This window comes from Kribbella sp. NPDC058245, assembly GCF_042882005.1.
Classification (GTDB): domain Bacteria; phylum Actinomycetota; class Actinomycetes; order Propionibacteriales; family Kribbellaceae; genus Kribbella.
This window is the reverse complement of the sequence record NZ_JBHVWY010000028.1, coordinates 41537-65484: the sequence shown is the minus strand read 5'-3', so window position 1 is coordinate 65484 and position 23948 is coordinate 41537. Positions and strand designations below refer to the sequence as shown.

22 protein-coding genes are annotated in these 23948 nt (G+C 67.6%); 9 read left to right on the top strand and 13 right to left on the bottom strand.

The window, feature by feature from the left end:
* Positions 1–494: 494 nt before the first annotated feature.
* From ACFVWG_RS40295 to ACFVWG_RS40285, 3 genes are read right to left on the bottom strand one after another with little or no spacing between them, the layout of a single operon-like run.
* Complete coding sequence (locus ACFVWG_RS40295) at positions 495–1472, bottom strand: methionine synthase vitamin-B12 independent (protein ID WP_391548805.1); 978 nt, start codon at positions 1470–1472, stop codon at positions 495–497.
* Positions 1469–2560, bottom strand: a complete 1092-nt coding sequence (mnmA, locus tag ACFVWG_RS40290; RefSeq protein ID WP_391548804.1) for a tRNA 2-thiouridine(34) synthase MnmA — start codon at positions 2558–2560, stop codon at positions 1469–1471. Before mnmA ends, ACFVWG_RS40295 begins: the two co-directional genes overlap by 4 nt.
* A complete protein-coding gene (locus tag ACFVWG_RS40285) occupies positions 2560–3762 on the bottom strand; it encodes a cysteine desulfurase family protein (RefSeq protein WP_391548803.1) in 1203 nt (400 codons plus the stop codon). The genes mnmA and ACFVWG_RS40285 overlap by 1 nt, the downstream gene beginning before the upstream one ends.
* Positions 3763–3945: 183 nt before the next feature.
* Here ACFVWG_RS40285 and ACFVWG_RS40280 point away from each other — a divergent pair, with 183 nt between their 5' ends.
* The 6 genes from ACFVWG_RS40280 to ACFVWG_RS40255 are packed head-to-tail and all read left to right on the top strand — an operon-like array spanning position 3946 to position 12599.
* On the top strand, positions 3946–7233 hold the full coding sequence (locus ACFVWG_RS40280) for a serine hydrolase (RefSeq protein WP_391548802.1): 3288 nt from the start codon (positions 3946–3948) through the stop codon (positions 7231–7233).
* Positions 7233–8318: a M20 family metallopeptidase gene (locus tag ACFVWG_RS40275; RefSeq protein WP_391548801.1), complete on the top strand. Its 1086-nt coding sequence runs from the start codon at positions 7233–7235 to the stop codon at positions 8316–8318. The genes ACFVWG_RS40280 and ACFVWG_RS40275 overlap by 1 nt, the downstream gene beginning before the upstream one ends.
* Positions 8315–9097 (top strand): GNAT family N-acetyltransferase, encoded by a 783-nt coding sequence (locus tag ACFVWG_RS40270; RefSeq protein WP_391548799.1) that lies wholly within the window; start codon positions 8315–8317, stop codon positions 9095–9097. The genes ACFVWG_RS40275 and ACFVWG_RS40270 overlap by 4 nt, the downstream gene beginning before the upstream one ends.
* Positions 9094–10191: an o-succinylbenzoate synthase gene (gene menC / locus ACFVWG_RS40265; protein WP_391548798.1), complete on the top strand. Its 1098-nt coding sequence runs from the start codon at positions 9094–9096 to the stop codon at positions 10189–10191. The genes ACFVWG_RS40270 and menC overlap by 4 nt, the downstream gene beginning before the upstream one ends.
* A gap of 48 nt (positions 10192–10239) precedes the next feature.
* Entirely contained in the window at positions 10240–11820 is a 1581-nt protein-coding gene (locus ACFVWG_RS40260) for a PucR family transcriptional regulator (protein WP_391548797.1), read from the top strand.
* The gene (locus ACFVWG_RS40255; RefSeq protein WP_391548796.1) at positions 11814–12599 is read left to right on the top strand and encodes a MerR family transcriptional regulator; all 786 of its coding nucleotides are present in this window, start codon (positions 11814–11816) and stop codon (positions 12597–12599) included. Before ACFVWG_RS40260 ends, ACFVWG_RS40255 begins: the two co-directional genes overlap by 7 nt.
* On the opposite strand, the gene ACFVWG_RS40250 is transcribed toward ACFVWG_RS40255, so the two are convergent.
* Positions 12567–13268 (bottom strand): nucleotidyltransferase domain-containing protein, encoded by a 702-nt coding sequence (locus tag ACFVWG_RS40250; RefSeq protein ID WP_391548795.1) that lies wholly within the window; start codon positions 13266–13268, stop codon positions 12567–12569. The two genes, ACFVWG_RS40255 and ACFVWG_RS40250, sit on opposite strands and share 33 nt — an antisense overlap.
* Positions 13269–13284: 16 nt before the next feature.
* The gene (locus ACFVWG_RS40245; protein WP_391548794.1) at positions 13285–14097 is read right to left on the bottom strand and encodes a class I SAM-dependent methyltransferase; all 813 of its coding nucleotides are present in this window, start codon (positions 14095–14097) and stop codon (positions 13285–13287) included.
* Positions 14098–14180: 83 nt separating this feature from the next.
* On the opposite strand from ACFVWG_RS40245, the gene ACFVWG_RS40240 reads away from it, so the two are divergent.
* Positions 14181–14840 (top strand): TetR/AcrR family transcriptional regulator, encoded by a 660-nt coding sequence (locus tag ACFVWG_RS40240; RefSeq protein WP_391548793.1) that lies wholly within the window; start codon positions 14181–14183, stop codon positions 14838–14840.
* On the opposite strand, the gene ACFVWG_RS40235 is transcribed toward ACFVWG_RS40240, so the two are convergent.
* Positions 14841–15788, bottom strand: a complete 948-nt coding sequence (locus tag ACFVWG_RS40235) for an electron transfer flavoprotein subunit alpha/FixB family protein (RefSeq protein ID WP_391548792.1) — start codon at positions 15786–15788, stop codon at positions 14841–14843. It abuts the gene before it with no gap.
* Positions 15789–15797: 9 nt separating this feature from the next.
* Entirely contained in the window at positions 15798–16580 is a 783-nt protein-coding gene (locus ACFVWG_RS40230; RefSeq protein ID WP_391548791.1) for an electron transfer flavoprotein subunit beta/FixA family protein, read from the bottom strand.
* 268 nt (positions 16581–16848) lie between these two features.
* Between ACFVWG_RS40230 and ACFVWG_RS40225 the strand changes: the two genes are divergently transcribed.
* Together ACFVWG_RS40225 and ACFVWG_RS40220 are read left to right on the top strand one after the other, a co-directional pair.
* Complete coding sequence (locus tag ACFVWG_RS40225) at positions 16849–17625, top strand: DUF2382 domain-containing protein (protein ID WP_391548790.1); 777 nt, start codon at positions 16849–16851, stop codon at positions 17623–17625.
* Positions 17626–17694: 69 nt separating this feature from the next.
* Positions 17695–18444, top strand: a complete 750-nt coding sequence (locus ACFVWG_RS40220; RefSeq protein WP_391548789.1) for a class I SAM-dependent methyltransferase — start codon at positions 17695–17697, stop codon at positions 18442–18444.
* Here the strand turns inward: ACFVWG_RS40220 and ACFVWG_RS40215 are convergent.
* The 6 genes from ACFVWG_RS40215 to ACFVWG_RS40190 all read right to left on the bottom strand — a co-directional run bounded on the left by ACFVWG_RS40215 (position 18431) and on the right by ACFVWG_RS40190 (position 23946).
* Positions 18431–19147, bottom strand: coding sequence for a hypothetical protein (locus ACFVWG_RS40215; protein ID WP_391548788.1), 717 nt, complete (start codon positions 19145–19147; stop codon positions 18431–18433). The genes ACFVWG_RS40220 and ACFVWG_RS40215 overlap by 14 nt on opposite strands.
* A gap of 97 nt (positions 19148–19244) precedes the next feature.
* Positions 19245–20102 carry an acyltransferase gene (locus tag ACFVWG_RS40210; protein ID WP_391548787.1) on the bottom strand — a complete coding sequence of 286 codons (858 nt, stop codon included), beginning with the start codon at positions 20100–20102 and terminating at the stop codon, positions 19245–19247.
* A 4-nt stretch (positions 20103–20106) separates the two neighbouring features.
* Entirely contained in the window at positions 20107–21057 is a 951-nt protein-coding gene (locus tag ACFVWG_RS40205) for a methyltransferase domain-containing protein (RefSeq protein WP_391548786.1), read from the bottom strand.
* Between the two features lies 1 nt (position 21058).
* The gene (locus ACFVWG_RS40200; RefSeq protein WP_391548785.1) at positions 21059–21838 is read right to left on the bottom strand and encodes an enoyl-CoA hydratase/isomerase family protein; all 780 of its coding nucleotides are present in this window, start codon (positions 21836–21838) and stop codon (positions 21059–21061) included.
* A gap of 51 nt (positions 21839–21889) precedes the next feature.
* Positions 21890–22927 carry a Gfo/Idh/MocA family protein gene (locus tag ACFVWG_RS40195; protein ID WP_391548784.1) on the bottom strand — a complete coding sequence of 346 codons (1038 nt, stop codon included), beginning with the start codon at positions 22925–22927 and terminating at the stop codon, positions 21890–21892.
* Entirely contained in the window at positions 22924–23946 is a 1023-nt protein-coding gene (locus ACFVWG_RS40190) for a Gfo/Idh/MocA family protein (protein WP_391548783.1), read from the bottom strand. The genes ACFVWG_RS40195 and ACFVWG_RS40190 overlap by 4 nt, the downstream gene beginning before the upstream one ends.
* Positions 23947–23948: the final 2 nt, after the last annotated feature.

The window sequence follows — 23948 nt, the reverse complement described above, 5'->3', positions numbered from 1 at the left end:
CTCATCGCCCTAGCCATGCTCACCCTTGGCGGATACCGACCACCCCTCCCCGGCCGAAACTGACCCACACATCAGTCAGGAGAGCCGGATATCCCCTCACCTGGTGGGTTGCCCACTGAAAATCTCAGGGGGCAACCCACCACCTCAACGGGCAACCCCTCAAGACCTCGTCAGCCAGCGAGCCCGCCGAGCTAACGTCCGAAGCACCGGAGACCCGCCCTCCGCCCGTTCGGACGTTACGCACGACACGAAGCTAACGTCCGAAGGACCGGAGACCCGCCCTCCGGTCGTTCGGACGTAAGGGGTGGTGGGTGCGGTCGGGCTCGCTTTGCGGATATCGACTGCCGCTGGGAGGCAGTGATCATCCACAGATCCGCATTCCGGGGGCGACTCGGCCGTGGGCGGCCGGCTGGCGCCTTCGGGTTGCGGCGGTCTGTGGCTGAGGTGGATGGTTCGGTCGGCGATCGCGTGCACGTTAGACGTCGGGCGCCGCGTTAAGCGTCGGCGGCTTCGCCTACTACGTCGACGATCTTGCGGAGGAGGGCGAGGCGGGCTTGGGCGTCGCGGGGTGAGGGGGACGCGGCGAGGCCGCAGGCGGGGGTGATGACGACCTTCTTCATCAGCTCGGGATCAAGGCCGAGTTCGCGCCACCGACGAATGAGCGGAGCGGCGGCCTGCTCCTGGTTCGGCAGCACTCCGGTCGTCGGGACCAGGCCGGCGTAGACCGTCGTACCAGCCTCGACAGCGATCCCCAACTGGTCCCAACCAGGTGCGTTGAGCAACGAGATGTCCACCGCGATGCCAGACGCACCAGACCTCGTGAACACCTCGATTGGCGGCCGAGCCGCGCAGCAATGCACCACAGTGGCCCCAAACCCGGTGAACAGGCTGAGCAACTCCACCGCACCCGGACCGTCGATGGACCGGTGCTTCCCCCACCCAGAGGCAGTCGGGATAGCTCCAGCCAGTACGGCGGGCAGCGCCGGCTCGTCAATCTGCAGTACGACGTCTGCCCCGGGGACGCGTTTCCGCACCTCAGCCAGATGCTGTTCAACGCCGTATGCCAGCGCTTGCGCTAGATCACGCCGAGCACCATGGTCGGCCAGGACCTTGTCACCGCGCGGCCGCTCCACTGTCGCGGCCAGCGTCCACGGTCCGGTGACCTGGACCTTCAGCGGACCGACATAGCCGTCTGCGTACTCTTCCAGCACGTCTAGGTCTTCGCGCAGCAGCCCACGCGCCCTGCGCTGGTCCAGACTCGCGGTCGCGTCACCACCACCTGTGAGCCGCCACCCAGCCGGTTGCAGGTCTGCGGCGAGCTCGGTGACCAGTGCGATCGCCCGGCTCAGCATGTCGCCGTACGGGCGGGCGGGGAGCTCAGCCAGGAACGGGATGTCGACAGCCTCGAGCAGGACCTTGGTCCACTCGCGGATGTCGTCGCCCGGCAGTGAGCCGAGCCCCGTGGTCGTCACGCGTGCTGCGCTGCGACGCGGTTGACCGCGTCGATGGTGGCGGACCCGATGACGCGGGTGCCGTCGTACAGGACTACGGCCTGTCCGGGGGCTACTGCGGAGGCCGGCTCGGTGAAGTCGACCAGAACCTGGTCTCCCTCAAGGCGTGCGGTCACTGCGATCTCCTCGCCGTGCGCACGCAACTGGGCTCGGACGTGCAGCTCTGAGGCGGGCACCGGGCCGCACCAGCGCGGCTTCGACGCGGTCAGCCCAGTCACTGCGAGCTCGGCGCGCGAGCCGACCGTGACTGTGCGCTCCACCGGGCTGATGTCCAGGACAAACCGCGGCTTGCCGTCGGCGGCCGGCGTACCGATCCGCAGGCCCTTGCGCTGGCCGACTGTGAAGCCGTGCGTCCCGCTGTGCTCACCGAGCTTGTTGCCCTCGGCGTCGACAATGTCACCTGGCGCCTCCCCCAGGTGCTTGCTGAGGAAGCCCGGAGTGTTGCCATCGGCAATAAAACAGATGTCGTGGCTGTCCGGCTTGTCCGCCACGGACAGCCCGCGGCGCGCCGCCTCCTCGCGGATCTCGGTCTTGACCGTGTCACCGAGCGGGAAGAACGCATGCGCCAACTGCTTCTGCGTCAGGACGCCCAGCACGTAGGACTGGTCCTTCGCGTGGTCAACAGCGCGGTGCAGCTCACGGCCGGCCGGAGTGTCGACGATGCGCGCGTAGTGACCCGTCACGACCGCATCGAAGTCCAGTGCGAGCGCCCGCTCGAGAACGGCGCTGAACTTGACCTTCTCGTTGCAGCGCAGGCACGGGTTCGGTGTGCGGCCCGCGGCGTACTCGGCGACGAAGTCCTCGACCACGTCGGCGTGGAAACGCTCGGCCAGGTCCCAGACGTAGAACGGGATGCCGATCACGTCCGCGGCCCGCCGTGCGTCACGCGAGTCCTCGATGGTGCAGCACCCGCGCGCACCGGTCCGGTACGACTGCGGGTTACGGCTCAGCGCCAGGTGCACTCCGACGACGTCGTGCCCGGCTTCGGCCATCCGCGCCGCCGCGACGGCGGAGTCCACTCCGCCGGACATGGCTGCGAGTACCCGCATCAGCTGTTCCTTCCCACGTTCTGCAGACCGGCGGACTGCGCCCGCTCCACAACCGGTCCGATGTTCTCCAGTACGGCGTCGATGTCGGCCTGACTCGACGTGTGTCCCAGGGTGAAGCGCAGCGACCCGCGTGCGCGCTGGTCGTCGTACCCCATCGCCAGCAGCACGTGACTCGGCTCGGCGACCCCAGCGTTGCACGCGGACCCGGTGGAGACCTCGATCCCGCGTGCATCGAGCAGCAGCAAGAGCGAGTCGCCCTCACAGCCGCTGAAAGACAAGTGTGCGTTATTCGGCAAGCGATCGACCGGGTCACCCGACAGATGCGCGCCGTCGACGGTCTCCAGCACGCCCTTGATCAGCGTGTCCCGCAGACCGGCCAGCCGGACCGACTCCACCGGCTGGTCCGCGATCGAGTGCTCCACAGCGACTGCGAAGCCGGCGATGGCCGGCGCGTCCAGTGTGCCGGAGCGTACGTCGCGCTCCTGGCCGCCACCGTGCTGCACAGGCGTCAGCTTGGTCTCCTTGTGCACGACCAGCGCGCCCACGCCGTACGGGCCGCCCAGCTTGTGCGCAGAGACCGTCAGAGCGTCCACACCGAGCGCTGCGAAGTCCACCGGTACCTGCCCGATCGCCTGTACGGCGTCGGTGTGCACAGGGATGCCGTACTCGGCGGCGAGCGCAGCGATCTCCTGGATGGGCTGGAGCGTGCCGACCTCGTTGTTGGCCATCATGACCGTGACGAAGGACACCGTCTCCGGTGCGCACTCGATCGCCCGCCGTACGTCGTCCGGTCGGACCCGACCGAGCTCGTCAACCGGCAGCCACTCGATCTCCGCACCCTCGTGCTGCCCCAGCCACACCGCTGGGTCCAGGACCGCGTGGTGCTCGATACCGCTCAGCAGGATCCGGCGACGGCGCGGATCCTCGGCCAGGCGTGCCCACCACAGCCCCTTCAGAGCCAGGTTGTCCGCCTCAGTACCGCCGGAGGTGAAGACCACCTCGCTCGGCTGCGCTCCGAGCGCGGCGGCGATGGTCTCCCGCGACTCTTCGACCGTACGGCGCGCAGCGCGTCCGGCGCCGTGCAGTGACGATGCGTTGCCGGTGCGCCCCAGGTGCGCAGCCATCGCCTCGATCGCTGCGGGGAGCATCGGAGTCGTCGCAGCGTGATCAAGGTAGACCGCACGAGGGCGCAAGGAGGTCATAACACTCTCAAGGGTAAGTCCTGCCGGGATGTTCCCGATCCGCACCGATAGTCCGGACTCAGCGGAGCCCTTCGTCCGGGTGGACGAAGAGGTGCCGAACACTTGTCCGATCCGACAGATGCATCCCTGGGTGTCGCCACCTAGCATCGCCTGAGGCAGCTGCCTGCATCTGAGGAGGACTTGGTGACCCGACGTCTGCGTATCGACGACCTGGCCGAGCTCGCCGTCCCGGAGGAGCCTGCGCTGTCACCTGACGGCAGCCAGCTCGTCTACGTCCTGCGGGCCACCGATCTGAAGGCTGACCGCGACCTGCGGAACCTCTGGCGAGTCCCAGCTACCGGTGGCGAGCCCCGGCAGCTGACACGGTCCGACGGCGACAGATCACCGGTCTGGTCCCCGGACGGCAGCCAGCTCGCGTTCCTGCGGGCCAAGGACGGACCTGCGCAGCTCTGGGTGCTCCCCAGCGACGGTGGCGAGCCTGAGCAGCTCACGACGCTGCCGCTGGGTGCGGGGGCTCCGAAGTGGAGTCCGGATGGGACGCAGATCGCCTTCAGCGCACCTGTCGACACCGCTCCCGGCAGCACGGACGCGCCCATCGCCACTGAGCGGCTGGACTACCAGGCCGACGGCGTGGGTTGGTTCCGGACGGTTCGCAAGCACCTCCACGTCCTCGATGTGGCGACGAAGAAGTGCAGGCAGGCCACCGAGGGTGACTGGCACGCGGGTAACCCGGCCTGGTCCCCCAACGGCACCGAGCTCGCCTTCGGCGCAGCCACAGACCCAGATGCCGACCTGACCGCGAAAGCACCCGCCTACGTGCTGGACGCGGCCGACAGCAAGGCCAAGCCGCGCCTGGTCGCGCTGGCCGACGGACAGGTGTCCGCCGCCGGCTGGACGGCGGATGGTGAGTCACTCCTCCTGGTCGGCACTCTGACCACGCAGGTCGGTCACAGCCGGCTGCTGCGGGTCGAGCTGGCGTCCGGTGCGGTGACCGATCTGACCGAGTCCTTCGATCGCAACGTGATGGTCGGTGGACCGGCCTACCCGGGCGGTCTGCCGGTTTTGATCGACGACGGCGCCACCGTCCTGTTCTGCGCGCGTGACCGCGGCTGCACCCACCTGTACTCCGTACCGGTCGACGGCGGTACGCCTGAACGAGTGCTGGGCCAACCCGGTCACAACCTCTCCGGCCTCAGCGTGGCAGGTGGAGTCGCCACGACCACGCGCACCACTGAGACGTCGTACGGCGAAGTGGTCACCGTCGACCTGAAGACCGGTACGGCGACCACGCGGACGTCGTACGGCGAGAAGCTCGCGGACGTGGAGCACTTCCTCCGCGAGGAGCGCGAGTTCACCATCTCCGACGGGACTGCGGTCGAGGCCTGGCTGATCCGGGACCCACTGGCCACGGGTGCGCAGCCGCTGCTGCTGGACATCCACGGTGGTCCGCATGGCGCCTGGAGTGCCGGAGCCGACGAAGTGCACGCGTATCACCAGGAGCTGGTTGCACGCGGCTGGAGCGTGCTGCTGGTGAGCCCGCGCGGCAGTGACGGGTACGGCGAGGAGTTCTTCACCGGGGTGATCGACGGCTGGGGCACGTCCGACGGCAAGGACTTCCTGGAGCCGATCGACCAATTAGTTGCCGAAGGCATCGCTGACCCGGATCGTCTCGCCGTCGCCGGCTACAGCTACGGCGGCTTCATGACGTGCTACCTGACCAGCCGGGACAACAGGTTCGCGGCTGCCGTCACCGGCGGCGTGATCAGCGACCTGACGAGCATGACGGGCACCTCTGACCTCGCGCGCTACCTGACGGCGTTCGAGCTGTCCGGTGGCGATCTGGCCGCCATGTCGCCAATGACACAGATCGACCAGGTGCGGACGCCGACGCTGGTCATCCATGGGGACGCAGACCGGCGCTGCCCGCTCGGCCAAGCACAGCAATGGCACACCGCACTGCGTGAGCGCGCTGTGCCCACACAACTGGTGCTGTACCCCGAGGCAGACCACCTCTTCATCCTTCAGGGCAAGCCGTCGTACCGCGTCGACTTCAACCGCCGCATCCTCGACTGGGTCGAGCAGTACGCCGGTAGTGCGACCGGTCCGCGGCGTCCGCGGATCGATGCGGCCCACTGGCAGCGCCGGCTGACCACACTGGCCGCCAAGCACGGTGTTCCCGGTGCCACGCTCGGAATCCTGCGCGGAGACGAGCTGGTGCAGGCGGCAACCGGCGTACTGAACAAGAAGACCGGTGTGGAGGTCACCACCGACTCGCTGTTCCAGATCGGCTCGATCACGAAGGTCTGGACGACCACTCTGGTGATGCAGCTCGTCGACGAGGGTCTACTCGACCTGGACGCGCCACTGATCGCCGTACTGCCTGAGCTGCAGTTGAGTGATCCGGATGTGGCCAAGCAGGTCACTATGCGGCATCTGCTCACGCACACGAGTGGTGTCGACGGTGACGTGTTCGAGGACACCGGTCGCGGCGACGACTGTCTGGAGAAGTACGTCGACGTGCTGGCCGAGGTCAGCCAGAACCACCCGCTCGGTGCGACCTGGTCGTACTGCAACTCCGGCTTCTCCCTGGCCGGACGGGTGATCGAGAAGCTCACCGGAAAGACCTGGGACCAGGTACTGCGCGAGCGGCTGATCGCACCGCTCGGACTGGAGCACACGGTCACGCTGCCCGAGGAAGCTCTCATGCACCGGGCCGCGGTCGGTCATGTCGACGGGGACCAGCTGGCTCCGGTCTGGGGCCTGCAGCGGTCAGCAGGTCCGGCTGGGCTCATCTCTTCGACGGTCGCCGACGTACTGGCGTTCGCCCGGCTGCACCTGGACGGCGGTGTGGCGCCGGACGGCACGCGGCTGCTCCCAGAGGCCGCGGTTGCCGAGATGGCAGCGAAACACGCAGATGTGCCCGACAAGGCGTCCGTTGACTCGTGGGGACTCGGCTGGATGCGGTTCGAGTGGGGCGGGCAGCCGGTGATCGGCCATGACGGCGGCACGATCGGCCAGGTCGCCATGCTGCGGCTCCTGCCCAGTGAGGGCCTAGCGGTCACGCTGCTCACCAACGGCGGAAATCCCGGCGACCTGTACGACGAGCTGTACCGAGAGGTCTTCGCCGAGTTGGCCGACATCACCCTACCGGCTCTCGTGACGCCACCGGCCGAGCCGCTCACTGTCAATCTGGAACGGCACACGGGTCGCTACGAGCGAGCCGGTACGACGCACGAGGTGCTGGTCCGCGATGGCCAAGCCGTACTGCGCACCACGATCACCGGACCACTGGCCGCACTCGTGCCAGAGGTCACGCAAGAACGCACTTTGGTCCCAGTCGACGACAGCGGTGACCGGTTCGCGTTCCGTCCCGACGGAGAGCTGCATTGGAGCCCAGTGACGTTCTACTCGCTGCCGACCGGTGAGAAGTACCTGCACCTCGGCTTCCGCGCTACACCGAAGGTGGCCTGATGGATCTGCTCAAGGACATCGAGACCCTGGTGACCTGTGAATCGCCGTCGGCCGACAAGTCCGCAGTCAAGACCAGTGCGGATGTCGTTGCCCAGCTAGGGACCGAGCGACTCGGCAAAGCGCCGGAGTACGTCGTCGTCGACGGCTGGACGCACCTGCGCTGGAAGTTCGGCGACGGGCCGACGCAGGTGCTCGTAGTCGGCCACCACGACACCGTCTGGCCGCTCGGCTCGCTGGCGACGCATCCGTTCCAGATCGAGGACGGCGTCATGCGTGGGCCGGGCTGCTTCGACATGAAGACCGGTGTGGTGATGGCGTTGCACGCGATCGCTGCCCAGGCTGACCCCAGTGGCATCACGCTGCTGGTAACCGGTGACGAGGAGCTGGGCTCACCGTCGTCCCGTGCGCTGATTGAGGCCGAGGCCGCCGGCTGCGTGGCCGCACTGGTGCTGGAAGCGTCAGCAGACGGTGCACTCAAGCTGGAGCGCAAGGGCGTCTCCAACTACGAGCTCCGCATCACCGGCCGCGCCTCCCACGCCGGACTGGAGCCAGAGCTCGGTGTGAACGCCAGCATCGAGGCAGCCCACCAGATCCTGGCCATCAACGAGCTAGGCAACCCAGAGCTCGGTACGACGGTCACTCCGACCAAGCTCGTCTCCGGTACGACGCGCAACACCGTCCCCGCCGCAGCGAGCTTCCTGGTCGATGTGAGGGCACGGACTGTCGCCGAGCAACTCCGAGTGGACGAGGCGATGCGAGCGCTCCAGCCGGTACTCCCCGAGGCAGTACTGGAGCTGATCGGTGGTCCGAACCGGCCGCCGTTCGAACGCAAGATGGCCGAGGACCTGTACGAGCAGGCCTCCCGACTGGCCGCAGAGCTCGGCCAGCCCCCGCTACGCCAGATCTCGGTCGGCGGCGCGTCTGACGGCAACTTCACTGCCGGAGTCGGTACGCCGACTCTCGACGGGCTCGGTGCGGTCGGTGGCGGCGCACACGCCGACGACGAGCACGTGATCGTCGACGAGATCGCACCCCGGACCGCTCTGCTCACCACACTGATCGCCGACCTGCTGGGGCGACGATGACCGAGACGGCAACCGGCGTCCAGGTCCGCGAGTTGAAAGAGCTCGCCGACCTGGAGGCGGTCTACCAACTGTTCGACTCCATCTGGCGTCCAGACCCGCACAACCCGCCGGTGACGACCGAACTGCTCCGGGCGATGTCCAAGGCCGGCAGCTACGTCGGTGGCGCGTACGACGCCGGCCAGCTGGTCGGAGCGTGCGTCGGATTCTTCGGTGCACCGTCTGAGCGGACTCTGCACAGTCACGTGGCCGGTGTGTCCCGTCAGGCACGTGGCCGGAGCGTCGGGTTCGCTCTCAAGCTGCACCAGCGCGAGTGGTCGCTGCAGCGTGGTCTCACCGCGATCGAGTGGACCTTCGATCCGCTGATCCGGCGCAACGCGTACTTCAACCTCGTCAAGCTCGGTGCGCGGCCGACGCAGTACCTGACCAACTTCTACGGGCAGATGCGCGACGAGATCAACGGCGAGGACGAGAGTGATCGGCTGATCGTGCGTTGGCAGCTGGACGAGCCGGTCGGTGGTGCTGAGTTGTCGGCAGCAACTATCGCCTTGGGACGTGGTGACGACGGCCGCCCGATCAGGGGTGAGCTGACAGCGGCGGGTCCCGTGGCGGTCGCCGTACCGGCTGATGTGGAGGCGTTGCGGGCAACGGACTTCGCTGCGGCGCGGGAGTGGCGGTTGGCGGTCCGTGAGGTGCTCGGTGGCCTGCTGGCGGACGGTGGCCGGGTGACCGGCTTCGATCGGACCGGAGCGTACGTAGTCGAACGAGAGGTAGGCGCATGAAGCTGACCGGAGTCGAGTTGCGGCGGGTGTCGCTGCCGCTGGTGTCACCCTTCCGGACGTCGTTCGGGACCGAAGTCACCCGGGACGCGCTGCTGGTCCGAGCCGTCGGCACTGAGGCTGAGGGCTGGGGCGAGTGCGTCGCCATGGCCGCACCGCTGTACTCGGAGGAGTACGTCGACGGTGCGATCGACGTGCTGCGCCGGTACTTCGTACCTGCGATGGCTGCTGTCGATCGGGCCACTCAGGTGGCGCCTGCCCTCGCGAAGTTCCACGGGCATCGGATGGCGAAGGCTGCACTGGAGACCGCCGTACTGGATGCCGAACTGCGGACCGAAGGTCGATCGCTGGGCCGCGAGTTGGGTGCAGTGCACGACCGGGTGCCGTGTGGAGTATCCGTTGGCATCATGGATTCCATCGATCAACTGTTGACTGCAGTTGATCAATATCTTGACGAGGGTTATCTACGGATCAAGTTGAAGATCGAGCCCGGCTGGGACATCAAGCCGGTCGCGGCCGTGCGAGAGCGGTTCGGCGACATCCTGCTGCAGGTCGACGCCAACACGGCGTACGCGGTCTCGGACGCCCGGCACCTCGCCCAGCTCGACGCCTTCGACCTGCTGCTGATCGAGCAGCCGCTCGACGAGGAGGACATCCTCGGACACGCGGAGCTGGCCAAGCAGCTCAAGACACCGGTCTGCCTGGACGAGTCGATCACCTCAGCCCGGGCGGCCGCGGCGGCCATCTCCCTCGGCGCGTGCTCGATCGTCAACGTCAAGCCCGGCCGGGTCGGTGGCTACCTGGAATCGCGGCGCATCCACGACGTCTGCGTGGCGAACGGCATCCCGGTCTGGTGCGGCGGCATGCTCGAAACCGGTCTCGGCCGCGCGGCCAACGTGGCCCTCGCCGCCCTTCCTGGTTTCACGCTGCCGGGTGATACGTCTGGCTCATCGCGCTACTACAAGACCGACCTCACGGCGCCGTTCACGCTGGCGGACGGTCACCTCGCCGTACCGGCTGGTCCTGGGATCGGTGTGGATCCGCTGCCTGATGAGCTGGAGGCGTTCACCACCTCGACCGAGTGGCTGCCCCTGTAGGAATCCACCAATCCAGGGACCAAAGCTGTCCGGATGCACAATGGCTGAGTGACGCAGCGACCCCGGGCCAGCCTCGGCCGAGTACTCGACGATCTCGGCGCGACCCTGCTCGAGCTCGTCGCCGGCGACCCGGATCGGCCCATCGGTGGGGTCGCCATCTACGACCCACTCGACGATCCGCTTCTCCCCCAGCACGCCCTCGTCCTCGGGGTCGGCCTCCGCGACCCCGAGGAGATCACCCAGGTACTGCGTGATCTCAGCCGCCAGCAAGCAGCAGGGCTGGTACTGCGCAGTCCGGTCACGGTGGAAGAGGACGTGGTCGAGGAGTCGGGGGTTGCCGTCCTCGCGCTGACCAGAGGCGCCACCTGGGACCAGCTAGGCATCCTCCTGCGCTCAGTGCTCGATGTCGGCGTCGCAGAGTCGGAGACACTCGGTGGGATGCCCGCCGGCGACCTGTTCGCGCTGGCGAACGCGACTGCGGCCCTGCTCGACGCACCGGTCACTATCGAGGACCGCAGCTCCCGAGTGCTCGCCTTCTCCGGACGACAGGACGAAGCCGACACAGCACGCGTCGAGACAGTCCTGGGCCGACAGGTCCCCGAACGTTACTCCCGACTGCTCTCCGAGCGTGGTGTCTTCCGAGAGCTCTACCGAAGCGACCAGCCCGTCTACGTAGCGCCGATGCCTGCCTCCGGACCCGAGGTCGCGATTCCGCGCGTTGCTGTCGCGGTGCGAGCTGGAGACGAGGTCCTGGGATCGATCTGGGTCGCTGTCCACGAGCCGCTGACCGAAGAGCGTTCTGAGGCCCTGCTGGATGCTGCCAAGGTCGTTGCCCTGCACATGCTGCGCATCCGCGCCGATGCGGACGTCGAACGCCGGCTACGCGCTGACTTGGTCAGTACGGCGCTCGACGGTGGTACCGGTGCACGAGAGGCGCTCGATCGGCTCGGGCTGGCCGACCACACGCTCGTCGTACTGGCTCTCGCCGTACCGGCGGCTGCTGAGCGGCAGCGGCTGGCGGATGCGTTCGCGATGCACCTTGGTGCGGTCCAGCAGCGGTCAGCGGCCGCGCTGGTGGGTGACGTGACCTACGGGCTGATGCCGGTCGACAACGAGGAGCGTGCAGCTCGCATCGCCCAGGACTTCCTGGACCGCGTCGGTGATCGCTTCGGCGCGACTATCGGCGTGGCAACCGCGGTGCGTCTGCCACAGGCGCGGGCGAGCGCGGATCGGGCATTGCGGGTGCTGCGGAGCGGGCGCCGTACTCAGCGCGTGGCCCGGCTGGCCGACGTACAGGTTGAGGCCTTGCTGCTCGAGCTACGCGACCTCGTCGAGGCCCGCGGTGAGCAACCGACCGGACCGATCGCGCGGCTGGTGGCGTACGACCGGGAGCACAACTCCACGCTCGTCGAGACACTGCGGGCTTGGCTGGACGCCTTCGGTGATGTGACTGCCGCAGCGGCCGCGGTCTACGTGCATCCGAACACCTTCCGGTACCGGCTGCGGCGGCTCGCTGAGATCGGCTCACTCGACCTGGGCGACCCGGACGCACGGTTCGCCGCGATGCTGCAGTTGCGAGTGCTTGCAGCTGACACGGTGTCAGGCGGTTCGCTGGACGAACCATGTTGAGTATCGGAGACCTCGCCCGGCACACCCGCATCTCAGTGCGGATGCTGCGGCACTACGACGCACTGGGGCTGGTTGTGCCCGAACGCGTCGACCCGCACACCGGCCACCGCTGGTACGCGCTGTCGCAGATCTGGCGTGTCGACAGTCTGGTCGCGCTGAAGGAGCTCGGGTTCACGTTGGAGCAGTGCGGCGCACTCCTCGACGAACAGCTACCTGTCGAGGAGCTACGCGGAATGCTGCGCCTCCGCCGCGCCCAGCTCGAGCAACGACTGACTGCGGACGCAGACCGGCTGACGGAGGTCGAGCGGCGGCTCCGATCGATCGAAAGAGGCCTGACCATGACGAACCAGACGCTACGACTCGGACCGCTCCCCGCCCTCCGCCTGCTGCACCTGAGCGCGGAGGTGAACGACGAGTCCGAGATCGGCGGCGCAGTACAGACACTGACCGAACAGCTCGACGCACTGCGGCTCCAAGGCCAGCGAATCCACGTGTACGACGGGCGCACCGACAAGATCACGGTCTCGGTCGGAGTCGCGGCCGAGGAGCCACGAGAGTGTCTGGAGCTCACTGAACTACCGGCCGAACCACAGGGTGTCTCAGTCACCTACCGCGGACCGCTGGACGGTGTGGCCGACACCTGGCGGACGCTGGACGTCGCACTCGAGGAACAAGGGCTGGAGTCGTACGGCGTCTATCGCGACCTCCGGCTGGACACCCAGGACCCGCAGCAGGTGATTGTCGAGCTACAGGTGACGGTCCGACCCAATGCGGGCTAGCCACGGGTGCCCCGGGTGCAGGTGGTCGATCATGTCGGCCAGCCAAACCCGCTGGTCGGCTGACAGCAGCGGGAGGGCGGCATTGAAGTCCAGCTCGTCCTTCGGCCTGGCCAGCTTCGCCTTGTAGGCAAGGGCCATCTCGGGGTTGAGGTAGCGGACACCGTCGGGCGCCCGCCAGGTGATGTCCTCGAGCGCGAAGTCGAGCGCCGGATCGCGCCGGAACACCCACCGGCCGGCGCGGTCCGGATTCACCACCACGTCGTACTCCCACGGTGCCAGCGCATGCTTGCGTAACCAGATCTGGTCCGCGTCCTCCGGGTGTTCGGGCGCCTGGTCGGTCAGCGGCCGGAACCGCCCACCGGCGTTCGACCACAGGTCGTACCTCCCCCGCAGATGCAGCCGCAGCTTCTCGACATCGCGCCGCCACAACGACAGGTCGACATCCTCGTGTGCCCGGTGCACTCCGGTGAACGCATCGATGGCCCATCCGCCGGCGATCCACCAGTCCCCGTCGTACCGGCTCATCATCGCCAACGCATCAGCCGGCGTTGACCGCTTCCACGGCCCGTGCAGCCGCTGGAACGCCAGCTCTTCGGGATCCAGCCCGTCCTCGTACCAGTACCGCTCCTCGTCAGCCACCTGCCGATCTTCACACAGCAGGAGCAGCACCGGCAGACGGTACGGATTAGAGAGCGGTGGCAACGATCCGGAGGTACTGCGAGTCGGCCAGCAGGGTCCCGTCAGTAGCTCGGTTCGCACGCTCGTACGCACCCTCAGCCGCCGCTGCCATGGCGGACTGCCCCTCTGGGTCCAATCGGTCGAACAGCATCCGCCAAGGCGGCAGGTGCGTCAGCATGGTCGCAACCTGCGCCTGCGCCGACTCCGCAAAGAACTCCTCCGTCAGTACGTCGGAACTGGCCACCGCAATGCGATCACCGAACAGCTCCTTGTAGCGCTGCTCAGTCCCCCACAGATGTGGCGACGGAACACCGGGTGGCGGTGGCGGCAGTACGGCGCCCAGCGCGCTCTGCAAGTCCGCCATCAATCCAGTCAGGCACCAGCTCACCAGTCCGATCCGGCCACCCGGCCGACACACCCGCAACAGCTCGTCGGCAGCACGCTGCTGGTCCGGCGCGTACATGACTCCGAACGTCGACAGCACGACATCGAAGCTCCCATCCTCGAACGGCAACTGCTGCGCGTCAGCCACCTCAGTCGCGATCGACACGCCCTCTGCCGCAGCCCGTCGTACCGCACGATCCAGACCGACCGGGCTGAAGTCCGTCGCGGTCACCAGTGCGCCACGCCGAGCCGCGGCCAGCGCGGTGTTCCCAGTCCCAGCAGCAACATCCAGCACGCGGTCACCCCACCGGACCGCGGCTGCCTGCACCTGTAGCTCGCTCGTCAGCACGGACTGCTGCGCCAACGGCTGGTAGTCGACCTCAGCGCTCCAAGCCGCCCGGACCCGCTCCGTGATCACCTCGAATGGTGTTGTCATCCCGTCCCCCGCAGTCTTGATCGTTTGACACTCCGATATTCACTAGCCTTTGCGGCTAGTCAATTGAGGACTACGGTAGCCGGGTGGCCGACAATGTCAACCCCCGCCGCTACACCTCGCCCGTTCGGGAACAGCGCGCACAGCAGACGCGGACCGCCGTACTGGATGCGGCGGAGCAGATGTTCACCACCCGCGGCTTCGTCCGGACGACGTTGCCCGCGGTCGCCGAGGAGGCCGGGGTGTCACTGGCGACGGTCAAGCTTGCGTTCGGCACCAAGACCGACCTGCTGCTGAACGTCTGGCACCGCACGCTCGCCGGTGGAGTGGACGATCAGGTGCCGGTGGTCGAGCGTGACTGGTACAAACAGCAGTTCGAGATCGCGGATCCGATCCAGCGGATCGCCTTCGCGACAGGCAACGGGCTGATGATCAGACGGCGGATCGCCGGGCTGATCGCGGTCATCGAGGCCGGCGCCACGGTGGACGACACGCTGGCCGCACTGCGCGACCGCATGTTCGAGGAGCACTGGCACGTCACCCGGAACTTCGCCCAGCGCTTGGCGGACGACGGGCATCTGCGCGACGGACTGACGGTCGAACGGGCCACGGACGAGCTCTGGCTACTCAACCACGTGAGCAACTACCGGCATTTGACCGAGACGCGCGGCTGGTCCGCGGCGGAATACGAAGCGTGGCTGACCAGATCGGTCAGCCACGCCCTACTGAAACCTGAGTTGTATTAGTCAGGACTTGCGCTTGGTGACCTCTTCGGTGGCGGCCGGGAGGACCTTGTGCAGGTCGCCGACGACGCCGAAGTCGACCAGCTCGAAGATCGGGGCCTCGTTGTCCTTGTTGATGGCAACGATCGTCTTCGAGGTCTGCATGCCGGCGCGGTGCTGGATCGCGCCGGAGATACCGGCGGCGACGTACAGCTGCGGCGACACGGTCTTGCCGGTCTGGCCGACCTGGTAGGCGTGCGGGTACCAGCCCGAGTCGACCGCGGCGCGCGAAGCACCAACAGCAGCACCGAGCGAGTCGGCAAAGGCCTCGACCGGACCGAAGTCACCGCCGGTACCGCGGCCACCGGAGACGATGATCGCGGCCTCGGTCAGCTCCGGGCGACCGGTGGCTGCCCGCGGCTTCGAGTCGGTGATGCGAGCCGTCTTGGCGGCGTCGGAGATCGTGACGTCGAACTCCTCGACCTCGGGCGACGTCTCGGACGCCTCCGGGGTGGCGGCGTTCGGCTTCACGGTGATGATCGCGATGCCCTTGGTGATCTTCGACTTGACGGTGTAGTTGCCCGCGAAGACCGACTGCGTGGTCACCGGGCCCTCCTGCACATCGACGGCGTCGGTGATCAGGCCGGACTCGAGCTTGACCGCGAGCCGGGCCGCGATCTCCTTGCCCTCGGCGTTCGACGAGATCAGGATCGCCGACGGCTCGATCTTGGCCGCGACCTGCTGCAGCGCCTCGGCCTTCGGGGCCACCAGGTACTGCGAGAGCTCCGGGTTGGTCAGCGCGATCACCTTGGTGGCGCCGTACTGGCCCAGGGCCGGAAGGGCGTCGGTAACGCCGTCGCCGATGAAGACGGCGACGGGCTCACCGAGCCGGCGGGCGATGGTCAGAAGCTCGGCGGTCGTCTTGCGCACGACGCCGTTGGTGTGGTCAACGAGGACCAGAACGTTAGACATCTAGGCCCCTCAGAGGAACTTGTTGGTGGACAGGAACTCGACGAGCCGGCCCGCACCGGAGCCGTCCTCATCGGTCACGATCGTGCCCGCGGTGCGCGCCGGACGGGCGGTCACCTCGACCACCTCGGTCCACGCCGACGAGCCGCCGACCTGCTGGGCCGTCAGCTCCAGGTCGGCCAGCGACCAGGTCTCGACCGGCTTCTTCTTCGCGGCCATGATGCCCTTGAACGACGGGTACCGCGGCTCGTTGGCCTGGTCGGAGACCGACAGCACCAGCGGCAGCGTGCCCTCGACGGTGTCGCTCGCGGTGTCACCGTCACGACGGATCTTCACCGACATACCGTCCACGGTGACCTCGGAGCCGAGCGTGACAGCCGGCAGGCCGAGGCGCTCCGACACCATCGCCGGTACGACGCCCATGCCGCCGTCGGTCGAGCTCATCCCGAACACGACCAGGTCAGCCTCGAGCTTCGCGAGCGCCTTCGACAGCACCAGCGAGGTGGCGACCGCGTCGGACCCGTGGATGGCGTCATCGAGCACGTGGACACCGGCGTCGGCGCCCATCTGCAGACCCTTCTTCACCGCGTCCGCAGCCTGCTCCGGGCCGACGGTGAGGATGGTCACCTCAGCGTCCCCGGCCTCCTTCACGGTCAGCGCGGTCTCGACGGCGTACTCGTCCAGCTCGGACAGCAGCCCATCCACACCGGCACGATCCACGGTGTTGTCTTCTGGGCGGAAGCGGCGGTCCGCCGTGGCATCCGGCACGAACTTCGCGCAGACGACGATCTTCATAGCGTGTTGGACCCCTTCTGGTTTTCGGTCTCTCCCAGCCTGCCACGGATGTTACTCGCGAGAAACATAAGCCACGTGCGAGCCCCATCACACCGCCGGCGCCTGCTCAGGCTATCCCCTCGCCTCAGACCCGGTCAGGGGCGGCAGCCGAGGCGTCCGACACACCCGACCCGGCCACGAACAGTCATCGAGGGTTTACCCATCGTGAGGTCGGGCACCGGATTGTCGTTAGTTGCTGCACGCAAACAACCACACGGGGTTGATGAGAATGACCATGCAGGGAATCGAGAACGTCGTCGGCGAGACGGCGTACGACGTGTCCGGGGACAAGGTCGGATCGGTGGGCAATCTCTACGCCTCCGACAGCACCGGCCGCCCGGAATGGGTGACCGTCAACACGGGCCTGTTCGGCAGCAAGCACACGTTCGTACCGCTCGACGGTGCGCATGTGGAGAAGGACGGCCTGCACCTGGCGCCGACCAAGTCGAAGATCAAGGACGCGCCGCGGATCGACGCCGGCGGTCACCTGTCCGAGGGCGAGGCCACCGAGCTCTACCGGTACTACGGCCTGGGCACGCCGAAGGCCAACGGCAATGCCAACAACGGCAAGGCAGGCATGGCCGGACAGCCCGGGATGCAGAACGCCAAGATGGACGGTACGGCGGCCGACGGGTCGATGGTGCGTTCCGAGGAGCGGCTGCGCGCCGGTACCGAGACGGTCGAGTCCGGCCGGGTCGGTCTGCGCAAGGTCGTCGTGACCGAGGAGCAGCAGGTCACCGTCCCGGTCAGCCACGAGGAGGTGCGCGTGGTGCGCGAGCCGATCGCCGAGGGCGAGACCGGCGGCCGGATCGGCGAGGACCAGCGCGAGGTCGTGCTGCACGAGGAGCGTCCGGTCGTGGCGAAGGAGACCGTCGCCGTCGAGCGGGTCGGCCTCGAGACCGAGACCGTTCGTGGCGAGGAGCAGATCACCGAGACCGTCCGCAAGGAGCAGGTCGAGGTGGACGGCCTTGACGACGACGGCACCGGGAAGCACAAGAAGCACTGATCTGATGCGTGGAAGGCGGTGTCCGGGCCGGGCGGGCCCGGACACCGCCTTTGTGCATAAGCTGACCGCGTGACCGAGACGTTGGCCCTCACCGGCGAAAGAACGGCCCCCGGCATCTGGCACGAGAACTACTGGTTCGCCCGGCACGAAGCGGCGTACCGGTGGATCGTGGCCGAACTGCTGCCGCTCGGTGGGCGGGTGCTCGAGGCCGGCTGCGGCGAGGGGTACGGCGCGGAACTCCTCCGCACATCTGGTTCGGAGCCCGTGTTCGGACTCGACTACGAGGAACTGACTCTCGAGCATGTACGGCGGGCTTATCCGCAGGTGCAGGTGGTCCGCGGCAACCTGGTCCAGACCCCGTACGCCGACGCGAGTTTCGGACTGCTCACGTCGTTGCAGACGATCGAGCACCTGTGGGAGCAGCCGCGGTTCATCACCGAGTGCGCGCGAATCCTGCGGCCGGGCGGGACCGCCGTACTGAGCACTCCGAACCGGCTGACCTTCCCCAGCGGGAACTGGTACCACACGCGTGAGCTGACGATGGCGGAGTTCACCGAACTGGTCGAACCGTCATTCGAGATCACGCACACGCTCGGGCTTCACCACAGCGAGCGGTTGCAGGACTGGGAAGCGACCAACGGTTCCTGCGTCGACGCCCAACTGGCCGCGCCCCATGACGAGTGGCCGGACGACCTGCGTGAGCTCGTGACAGGCACGACGTACAGGGACTTCTTTATCAAACACAGCGAGATCAGGCCGGGCGATCTCGACGAGTCGCTCGACCTGATTCTCGTTGCCGTGAAACCTACGGACGGATGAAGCGTTCGAGGATCTTGCCCGCGATCAGGTAGACGAGCGCGGCGATCCCCCAGTTCACCAGCAGGGTGTTCTTGGCGGTCTCGAGCCGGAACAGGTCCTTGAACGGGCCCACCAGGTCGTGCCCGCGCTCCAGCACCCAGCGCACGATCTCGTTGCTCTGGTTGGTCTGATCGAGTGCGGTGAACAGCGCACCAAGCGCCAGCATCGCGGCTGCCAGTACGGCGATCAGCCAGATCAGCGAGGCGAGCAGATTACGCACCTGCCGGACGCCAGTACCGACTGAGCTCAACGCCTGCTTACCAGCCGGCGCACTCTTCACCGCAGGCTTGGACGCCGGAGCAGCCGTCACCCGACTGACCGGCTTGGTGACCGTCGTCTCCTCCGACGACGGCGACGACGACGGAGTGGAAGCAGCCGAGGCCGCAGCCTCTTCGCGAGCCTTCTGCTCCGCCACGATCTCGGCAGCCGTCCGCGGCTTGGCCGTCTTGGTCGCCGTCGCACCGGCTACTGGAGTGTCCTCGGGTGTTTTGTCGGCCTCGGCCGCTTGCGCTTTGTCGTCCTTGCCCACGTCACCCATCTCCTCAGCCGGGTTCAGTTCCTCACCTGCGCCTGGAACCGGTGCTGCCGACTTCCGCCGGCGGCTGACCGGAACCGGCCGCGGCGACAACCGCCGCCGCGCCCCGGCGATCGGAGCCGGCGCCACGTCATCCGCTACCGGTATCCCACCGGCAACCGTTTCAAGCGCTGGTTCCAACGTAGCGCGTGCAGGTTCAGCCGCGGGGCCGTCGGTCCTGGCATGCTCAGCCACGCTGCTTCTCCTCTCCGACGGTCATCCGGTCGTGCGGGCCATAGTGCCCGACTGGTGAGTAACTTGAGAACCCCTCAGCGCCTTCTTTGTCGCCGCCGGTAGTCGGTGTCACGGTCACCTCAGGTGTCGCTGGCTGTGCTGGAACAGGCTGGACTGGTGCAGGCTCGACAGGACCCTGCGTGCGCAACTGGGCGGCGGTCGCGGCGTTCACCTCGGCGAGACCGGCCAAATAGGCACGGCGTGGCGCGTCGGCGGCATAGCGGGTGGTGCGGTCGGCGACGACGACCGCCGGAACCCCGGCGGCGACGGCGTACGCAGGAATGTTGCCACGGGCAACGCTGTTGGCGCCGATCACCACGCCGCGACCGAGGTCGGTTCCGCGGGTGACGGTGACCTTGGTGGCCAGCCAGCAGTCCGGCCCGATCCGGACCGGCGACTTCACCAGCCCCTGGTCCTTGATCGGCAGGCCGAGATCCTCGGTCTTGTGGTCGAAGTCGCAGATGTAGGTCCAGTCCGCGATCAGCGTGGAGGCACCGATCTCGATGTCCAGGTAGCAGTTCACCGTGACGTCGCGGGCGAACACGACCTTGTCGCCGATCCGCAGCGTGCCCTCGTGCGCGCGCAGCCGGGTCTCGTCACCGAGGTGCACCCACTTGCCGAGGACGATCCGGCCGTGCCCACGGCGCGCGACGATCTCGAGCTTCTTGCCCAGGAAGACGAAACCCTCGGTGATCACCTGCGGATGCCGGAGCTTGAACCAGGCGAACCGCCAGTACCGCTTGAGGTAGTACGGCGTCCACGCCCGGTGGCGCACCACCCAGCGCAGATTCGCCACGGACAGCAACCGCATCCAGTTACCTTACTGCTACTCCAGTGATCGAGACGTTGTAGTACAGCTCATCGGGGACGACGTTCGACAGCACCTTGTCCACCTTGGACAGCTGCAGCCACGACTTGTAGGCGAACATCCGCCAGCCGAAGCCGAGCTTCTGCTCCGGTACGGCGGCCTCGAACGTGCGGATCGGCCAACCGAGCCAAGCCGCGGTCAGCTCCTCGGTCACCGTCTTCACCTGTACGGCGCCCGCGCGGGTGGCCGTCCGCGCGAGGGTGTCCGGGTCGAAGGTGTGCAGGTCCACAACGGCTTCCAGCGCGGCGGCGCGCGAGGACTCGTCGAGCTCGGCCTGCGGGCGTCGCCAGTCCGACAATGCGGGCAGCTTGGTGACGTTGGTGGTCGCCCACCAGGTCAGGCGGGACAACCGGCGGGCGATGAAGTCGCCGTACCGAGTGGGTTCGCCACAGATGACGAAACGGCCGCCGGGCTTGAGGACGCGGAGCATCTCGCGGAACGCGAGCTCGACATCCGGGATGTGGTGAATGACCGCGTGCCCGATCACCAGGTCGAACGTGTCGTCGTCGTACGGGAGCTTCTCGGCGTCGGCGACCCGGCCCTCGACCGCGAACCCGAGGGTCTTGGCGTTCTTCTTGGCCGCCTCGACCATGCCCGGGGACAGGTCGGTGACGTGGGCCTCGTCCATCACGCCGGCCAGCTTGAGGTTCAGCGTGAAGAAGCCGGTACCGGCGCCGATCTCGAGCGACTTGCCGTACGGCCAGCCCTGGTCACCGGCAATGTCGGTGAACCGGTCCCGCGCGTAGGCGACGCAGCGCTCGTCGTACGAGATCGACCACTTCTCGTCGTACGTCGAGGCTTCCCAGTCGTGGTAGAGCACCTGGGCGAGCTTGTTGTCGTTCCAGGCGGCCTCCACCTGCTCGGCAGTCGCGGCGGGCTTCTCGGCTGAGGTGGTCATGTCACTGTCCCTTGAAGGAGGCCTTACCCGGCCCGTTTTCTACGAAAGACTTCATTCCGATGGTGCGGTCCTCGGTGGCGAAGAGGGCGGCGAACTGCTGCCGCTCGATCTCCAGGCCGGTGTTCAGGTCAACGCCCAGCCCGGCGTCGATCGACTCCTTGGCTGCTCTGAGAGCAAGCGCGGCACCCTTGGCGAACTGTGCGGCCCAGGCGACCGCGGCGTCGTACACCTCGGCGGCCGGGACGACCTTGTCGACCAGGCCGATCTGCAGCGCCTCGTCGGCAGCCACGAAGCGGCCGGTGTAGATGATGTCCTTGGCCTTGGACGGGCCGATCAGCCGGGAGAGGCGCTGGGTGCCGCCGGCGCCGGGGATGACGCCGAGCAGGATCTCCGGCTGGCCGAGCTTGGCGTCCTCGGCCGCGATCCGGTAGTCGGTGCACAGCGCCAGCTCGCAGCCGCCACCGAGTGCGTACCCGGTGATGGCTGCGACCGTCGGCTTGGGGATCGTGGCCACGGCGGACAGGGCGGCCTGCAGCGGACCGGAGCGCTTGACCATGTCGGCGTACGACATGTCGGCCATCTCCTTGATGTCCGCGCCGGCGGCGAAGACGCGCTCGCCGCCGTACACGACCACCGCACGGACGTCGTCGTTCGCCGTCGCCTCGTCGGCCGCGGCGCGGATCTCGTCCTGCACCTGGACGTTCAGGGCGTTCATCTTGGGCCGGTCCAGCCGGATCGTCCCGACACCATCACTCACGGTCAGGTTGACGAACTCACCCATACGCCACTCCCTTTGGTCACCTACCCACCGGTCACATCACCGGGAACCGTACTACAGGTCCACTGGCTGACCGGAAACCGCAGAACGACGAGCAGCGTCGACGATCTGTAGCGTGCGCAGGCCGACTGCCCCGTCCGGCTGCGGTACGACGGCCGGCTCCTTACCGGGGACCGGTGGACCGGACTCGCGGACCGCATTGAGGAAGGTCGCCAGCAACGACTCGTCGAGGTTGCCGCCGAAGGCCAGGAAGACCTCACCTTCCGGATCGGTACCACCGACATGCGGCAGGAAGGGCTCGATCTCCACCGAGCCGTTGGTTCCGGTCACCCGCAGCGAGACGCCGCCCCAGGTCGGACCGTTGTCCGGAACGCTCCACGAGCAGTCGATCGTTGCCAGCAGCCCGTTGTCGTAGGTGATGGTGACCAGTCCGCCGGTTTCGACCTGCACGTCCTTGTCCTGGTGCAGCACGTGATTCGCTGCCGCGTAGACGCGCGCAGCCGAAGCACCACCGGTCAGTCCGTCGATCAGGTCGGCACAGTGCACGGTGTGGTCGACCAGCGCGCCACCACCGGCCAGTTCGGCATCCGTGAACCACTGACGAGCGGCGTACGGGATCTTTCCGTTGTTGGTGCCGACGACGGCGTAGACGTCGCCGAGGCGGCCAGCTTCGACCAGAGCGCGCAGCCGCAGGTACGACGGCGCGAAGCGCACCGGGTACGCGATCATCAGGATCGAACCGGCTGCCGCGCAGGCGTCCAGCATGGCTTGGCCATCCGCGACCTCAGTGGCCAGCGGCTTCTCACACAGCACGTGTGCACCGACTGCTGCGGCCCGCTCGACCAGTGCGCGGTGGCCGGCGTTCTCCGACGTCACCACGACAGCGTCCGGGCCCCACGCGAACAGCTCGTCGTACGAGTCCACGTAGGCGACACCGAACTTCGCGGCGAGCTCTGCACCCCGCGGACCGGCGTCCGGTGCCGCTGCACCGTCCGGGTCGGCAGAGAGCACCTCGACGTCAGGCATCTGGGCCAGCAGGTAGGCGTAGGACGCCGCGTGGGTGTGAGCAAACGAAGCGATCGCAACCTTCATGCCACAGCTCCTGAAGAGGTGAAGGACTTCATGTCGATGGTCTTGCCGGACTCCATGGACGCACGGGCCGCCTCAGCGAGGTAGACCGCCGCTGCACCGTCGTCACCGACGACACGTGGCTCCGGACCACCCCGCAGTGCGATCGCCAGCTCCCGAAGCTGTGTCAGATAAGGACTCTCCCCGCGCGCAGCCGCCGGAATCAGTACGTCGCCACCGACCGCATCGTCCCGCAGTTCGTCGACGAACCCGGTGTCGGTACCGGCCGCATACTTCAGTACGCCGGAAGCCCCGGCAACGTGGAATCCGGTCCGGAACGGAGCTCCGGGCACACCCCAGGTCGCGCGGCAGAAGGAGATCGCACCGGACTCGTGGGTCAGCGTCACGTGCGCAGCGACGCACACCGGGCTGATGCCGTCCACGTTCGGCGGGCTCTGGACGGCGTACACGGTGGTGACCGGTCCGCACATCCACTGCGCCTGGTCGAGGTCGTGAACCATCAGGTCCATGATCACGCCACCGGAGTGGTTCACGTCGCGGTACCACTCCACACCGGCCGGGGAGGAGCCCTGACGGTAGAAGCGCGCGACGGCGACCGGACCGATCCGGCCAGCCTGGACAGCGTCGTACGCGGCCTTGTACTCGGGGAAGAAGCGCACCACATGCGCCGGGAAGACCTTCACGCCCGCAGCCTCGGCCGCGGCCATCACCTCGTGCGAGTCGGCCGCAGTGAGCGTCAGGGGCTTCTCACAAATCACGTCCTTGCCCGCTGCGATCGCTGCGAGCGTCAGCTCCTTGTGTGTCGGCGACGGGGTGACGATGTCGACGAACTCGACCTCGTCGAGCAGTCCGTCCAGTGTCGGCGCCACCTCGAGGCCGTACTGCTCGGCCAGCGACTCCGCGCCTTCGACCGAGTGCACGAGGATGCGTGCGCCGAGTGCTTTCCACGCCGCCACGTGGACGTGGGCAATGTTGCCCGCGCCGATCAGGCCGACTGTCAGATCGGCCAAGTGTTCCGCCATGA